3 protein-coding genes and 3 pseudogenes are annotated in these 4983 nt (G+C 68.8%); all 6 read right to left on the bottom strand.

Features of this window, described 5'->3' with window-relative positions; all coding sequences use genetic code 11:
- Nucleotides 1–716 precede the first annotated feature (716 nt).
- Nucleotides 717–1298, bottom strand: a pseudogene (locus tag KGQ19_RS53250) (NuoI/complex I 23 kDa subunit family protein); the annotation flags it as partial.
- On the bottom strand, nucleotides 1298–2266 hold the full coding sequence (locus KGQ19_RS47410; RefSeq protein ID WP_212022016.1) for a complex I subunit 1/NuoH family protein: 969 nt from the start codon (nucleotides 2264–2266) through the stop codon (nucleotides 1298–1300). The pseudogene KGQ19_RS53250 and the gene KGQ19_RS47410, both read right to left, overlap by 1 nt.
- Nucleotides 2263–2955, bottom strand: a complete 693-nt coding sequence (locus KGQ19_RS47405) for an NADH-quinone oxidoreductase subunit C (RefSeq protein ID WP_212022015.1) — start codon at nucleotides 2953–2955, stop codon at nucleotides 2263–2265. Before KGQ19_RS47405 ends, KGQ19_RS47410 begins: the two co-directional genes overlap by 4 nt.
- 312 nt (nucleotides 2956–3267) lie before the next feature.
- A pseudogene (locus KGQ19_RS53245) lies at nucleotides 3268–3835 on the bottom strand (NADH-quinone oxidoreductase subunit B); the annotation flags it as partial.
- Complete coding sequence (locus KGQ19_RS47395; RefSeq protein WP_212022013.1) at nucleotides 3826–4254, bottom strand: NADH-quinone oxidoreductase subunit A; 429 nt, start codon at nucleotides 4252–4254, stop codon at nucleotides 3826–3828. The gene KGQ19_RS47395 and the pseudogene KGQ19_RS53245, both read right to left, overlap by 10 nt.
- 87 nt (nucleotides 4255–4341) lie before the next feature.
- Nucleotides 4342–4983, bottom strand: a pseudogene (locus KGQ19_RS47390) (hypothetical protein); the annotation flags it as partial.

The raw sequence follows: 4983 nt of genomic DNA, 5'->3' as shown, positions 1-4983 counted from the left end.
GTGTCGGGGGATGCGGTTTTGCGGGGGCCGCGGGGAGTGGCTTTGGTGGACTTCGAGGCAGCCGATTTCGAGGCGGACTTCGAGGTCTTGGATGCGGCGGGCTTGGATGCGGCGGGCTTGGCGGCCGTGGATTTGCGAGCGCGGGCGGGTGCGGGTTTGGGAGCTTCCGGCTCGGGCTCGGCGGCAACTACTTCAGCGACAGTTTCCGGCTCGGCGGCGGGCTCAGATTCAGCGGCGGCGACCTCGGGCTCAGCGATGGGCTCTGCTGCGACCTCGGGCTGAGCGGTGGCTTCCGGCTCGGGCTCGCGAGCTGTGGCTTCGGCGACAGTTTCCGGCTCGGCGACAGCCTTGGCCTCATCAGCAGCAGGCTCACTCGAAGCCGACTCAGGCGTGGCATCGCTGGCTGTTCCCAGAGCGGCAGCCTCTTGCTCGGGCTCGGTGGCGGGTGCAGCGTCGGCCACGGGCTCCAGCTCAGCAGTGGCCTCGGCTGCGGACTCCGGCGCTGCCTTGCTCTCCCCGGCGGCAGCCGCCGCGATCTCGGCGATCAGCCCCGCCGAAAGCTCGGTCGCGGCCGGAGGCTCCGTGCGGGGCGTCGGGCGCGGGACCTTCGGGAGCTCGGTCGTATCCTTCGTCGCGTCCGGGCTGACGACCTTCGGGATCTCCTTGGTGTCGGCCTCCGGGGGTGCCTTGTGCAGGGTGGGCGTGGGCTTCGGCACGGCGGCGGCGGCGCGGTCGGCCGCGGCCTTGGCCTCGGCCGCCGCCTGCTTCTCGACCGTCTTCTGGGCTGTGGCGATTTCCTTCGGGGGCTCCGCGTTCTCGGCGTGGGCCGGGGGCGGGGGGACCGTCCACATCCAGTCGCGGAGGCGGTCTTTTTCGTGGAGGAGGTCGACGATGTCGAATTCGGCGTACTCGAATTCCGGGGACCAGAAGAGGGCGTCGAAGGGGCAGGCCTCGATGCAGATGCCGCAGTACATGCACAGGCTGTAGTCGATCGCGAAGCGGTCGAGGACGTTGCGGGTGCGGTCGCGCTGGCCGGGTTCGGTGGCGGGGACGACTTCTTTGTGGGAGTCGATGTAGATGCACCAGTCCGGGCACTCGCGCGCGCAGAGCATGCAGGAGGTGCAGTTCTCCTCCAGGAGGGCGATGACGCCCCGGCTGCGCGGGGGGAGTTCCGGCTTCACGTCCGGGTACTGCGCCGTGACGGAGCGGTGGGTCATCGTCTTCAGGGTCGTCGCCAGGCCCTTGGCCAGGCCGGCGCCGGGCAGGCCGCGCTTGTCGGCGCTCTTGTCCGCGCCCATCAGACCACCTTCAGGATTCCGGTCAGCGCGATCTGCGCCAACGCCAGGGGGATCAGCGTCGTCCACGCCAGTTTCTGGAGCTGGTCCTCGCGCAGCCGCGGGTAGCTCACCCGGAGCCAGATCACCAGGAAGGCCAGGACCAGGGTCTTGGCCAGAGTCCAGAACCAGCCGAAGCCGGCGGCGCCGAGGCCGAAGTAGAACGGGCCCTTCCAGCCGCCGAGGAACAGGACGGCGGTCAGCAGGGACAGGAGCACGATGCCGGCGTACTCGGCCAGCAGGAACAGCGCGAAGCGGATGCCGGTGTACTCGGTGTAGGCGCCGAAGATGATCTCGGAGTCGGCCACCGGCATGTCGAACGGCGGGCGCTGGAGTTCGGCCAGGCCCGAGACGAAGAACACGAACAGGCCCGCGGCCTGCCACGGGAGCCAGTACCAGTGCCAGGACTCGGCGATACCGGTCAGCGACAGCGTGCCGGCGGCCATCGCCACCGAGGAGGCGGCCAGGATCATCGGCAGCTCGTACGCCATCAGCTGCGCCGCGCTGCGGATGCCGCCGAGCAGCGAGTACTTGTTCGCGCTGGCCCAGCCGGCCATCAGCGAGCCCAGGACGCCGACGCCCATCACCGCCAGCACGAAGAACAGCCCGGCGTCCAGGTTCCGCCCGACCTGCGTGCCCGGCCCGACCGGGATCGTGACCAGCGCCACCAGGTACGGGATCAGCGCGACGGCCGGCGCCAGCTGGAACACGCGGCGGTCGGCGGCGGCCGGGACCACGTCCTCCTTCTGCGCGAACTTCACGCCGTCGGCGACGAGCTGCGCCCAGCCGTGGAAGGCCCCGGCGTACATCGGTCCCACGCGGGACTGCATGTGGGCCATCGCCTTGTGCTCCATCTGGCCGACGACCAGCGGCACGACGAGGAAGAACCCCATGATGATGGCCAGGCGGACGACGGCGTCCGTGACGCTCATGCTCCGCCTTCCTGTCCGTCTTCGGTCTTAGCCGGTTCGGTCTTAGCCGGCTTGTCCTGGGTCTTGGCCGGCTCGTCCTGGGGCAGAGGCTTCAGCCAGCCGTCCGGAACGCCGGGGGGAACCATACGACGACGCGTCGCGCGGCCGGCGGGAGCGGCGTGCGAAGGCCCGCCCTCCCCCGGCTCCTTGACGCCCGGCCATTCCTTGGCGACCCGCGCGGCCAGCACGAAGTCCTTGCGCAGCGGATGGCCGTCGAAGCCGTCCGGCAGCAGCAGCGGGATCAAGTTCGGGTGCCGGGTGAACGTGATGCCGAACATCTCGAACGTCTCGCGCTCGTGCCAGTTCGCGCCCCGGTAGATCGGCACGGCCGAGGGCAGCTCGGGCTTGTCTTTGGGAATGCGGGTCCTGATCAGCAGGCGGGCCGCCTTCTGCTCGCCCTCGATCTTGGCGACGTGCGCGAAGACGTCGAACCCGGCGTCCTCCTCGTCGACGGCGGTCAGCCAGTCGAAGAACGTGTAGCCGAATCCGTGGGCCCGCTCCAGCGTGGCAAGCCAGTCGTCGGAGGGGACGGTGACGGTCCGCTCGCCGAAGGTCTCCTGGACTTCTTCCCAGGTCTCAGGCTCGATCTCGATCTCGATCTCGATCTCGATCTCGATCTCGGACTCGGGCTCGGGCTCGGGCTCAGTCATCGTCGGGGTCCGGCTTCTGGTTGAGGATGTTGAGACCGATGTCACGGGACCGCCGCAGTTCCTTCGGGTAGCGGCGGTAGAAGAGCTTCGGCGGCTTCGGCTTCTCCACGACCGGGAGGAGGACCGTCGGGGCGTCCTCGCGCGGCGGGAGTAGGGAGACCGGCGCCTGGGCCTGGGCCGTCGCGAGGATGTCCGCGATGGTCTTCGGGTCGGCGACGGCTTGGGTCTTCGCTCCGCCAGCGTCTGCAGAGGCTTTAGAGAGATGCTTAGGAGCGCGGCGCATAAAGGGGAGCCGCGGAGCGTTACGCGGATCGCGTCCGCTATAGCGCGCGGTGAGGTCTTCGGCCGCGATCTTTTCCTGCAGCTTGATGATTCCTTGAAGCAGGGCTTCAGGACGGGGCGGGCAGCCCGGCACGTAGACGTCTACCGGGATGACCTGGTCGACTCCCTTGGTGACGCAGTACGAGTCCCAGTAGGGCCCTCCACAGTTGCTGCAGGAGCCGAAGGAGATCACGTACTTGGGTTCGGGCATCTGGTCGTACAAACGCTTCACGGCCGGCGCCATCTTGTCCGAGACCGTGCCGGAGACGACCATCAGGTCAGCCTGGCGGGGTCCCGGAGCGAAGGGGATGACGCCCAGGCGGATGAAGTCGTGGCGGGCCATGGAGGTGGCGATGAACTCGATCGCGCAGCAGGCCAGGCCGAAGTTGAAGACCCAGAGGGAGTAGCGGCGTCCCCAGTTGAGGACGACGCGCATCGGTTGGGGGGCGGCGCTGTTGAGGAGCCCTAATGCAGCTCCCGTACCTGTTCCCGTGCCTTGTCCCTCTGTAGAGGACTGCCCGGGGGCGCCCACGCGGGGGATGGGGAGGTCTACAGCCATGCCAGCACACCCTTCTTATAGGCGTACAGCAAGCCGACCGCCAAGAAGCCGAGAAAGACGAACATCTCCACGAGCGTGGTGCCCTTGAAGCCGGGTGCCGCGAAGATGGTCGCCCAGGGGAACAGATATACGGCGTCTACTGCGAAGATGGCGTATAGGAACGCATATACGTAATAGCGGACCTGAGTATGGGCCCACCCCTCGCCGACCGGGTCCACGCCGCATTCGTAGGTGAGCAGCTTCTCGGGGCTGGGCGCGTGTGGGCTCAACAAACGGTTGGCCCCGAAGGCGGTCGCCACGAACGCCACTCCCAGGAGCAGGAGGATCCCGACCACGGAGTAGGCACTGAAGTACGTGCCGTTACTCCCTGTGGCCGCTGTGTTCCCGACCGCTGCGACGGCCGGTCCATGCCCTGTCATAAGTGACAGGTTAGTGGTCCGACCGGGCCGCGTTGAGCACTGCGCCGTCCAGTGGACGGGTGGAACCGGGTCCGGCGGCGGCGGGAGTCAGGCGTTCGCTGCTTCCAGGAGCCAGTGCGTGTCCTGCCAGACCACGGTGAAGCTGCGGGTGGTGCCGCCGCCGGACGGGGGCGGGTCGTTCACGGTGACGGTCATCGTGGACTGGGCCGCGCCCGGCTTGACGTCGGTCACCTGACGGCTGCGCAGGTAGTCGGCGCTGATGGTGGACCAGTTGCTCTGGAAGTACTTCTCGCACAGCGGCATGGGGTCGCCCTGACCGTTCCAGCCGGCGCCCTTGGCCGCGCCCTTCTGCGCGTCGACGGTCTGCGAGGCGCAGACGGTCTGGAAGTCGCGGTCCGCGGCGGCGACGTAGAGACCGCGCAGGACGACGTCACTCGCGCCCGGCGCACCCTGCTGCGCGCCGATCGGACCGGCCGCCGCGGCGGTGGTCGGGACCGAGGCTAGGGAGGTGGCACCGGAGTTGGGGACGTTGGCGGGCGCGCTGGCGGTGGTACCGGCCGCGCTCTTCTTGGAGTTGCCGCCGGAGAGGGCGAGGATCGCGGCGACGGCGGCGCCGATGACGACGATGCCGATCACCGCTATGACGATGATGCGCTTGTTGCGGGACCAGGCGGACCAGCCCTTGCCGGTTCTGGTGTCGACCAGGGTGGGGGTGGGGCCGCCCAGGTG

Source organism: Catenulispora pinistramenti (assembly GCF_018274385.1).
GTDB classification, from domain to species: domain Bacteria; phylum Actinomycetota; class Actinomycetes; order Streptomycetales; family Catenulisporaceae; genus Catenulispora; species Catenulispora pinistramenti.
The sequence above is the reverse complement of the archived record's forward strand: the minus strand, read 5'-3'. Positions and strand labels throughout refer to the sequence as shown.

Excerpts from the sequence above, each read along its gene's own strand:
- KGQ19_RS47410 (WP_212022016.1), bottom strand. The coding sequence starts at position 2,266 with ATGAGCGTCACGGACGCCGTCGTCCGCCTGGCCATCATCATGGGGTTC.
- KGQ19_RS47395 (WP_212022013.1), bottom strand. The coding sequence starts at position 4,254 with ATGACAGGGCATGGACCGGCCGTCGCAGCGGTCGGGAACACAGCGGCC.
- KGQ19_RS47405 (WP_212022015.1), bottom strand. The coding sequence starts at position 2,955 with ATGACTGAGCCCGAGCCCGAGCCCGAGTCCGAGATCGAGATCGAGATC.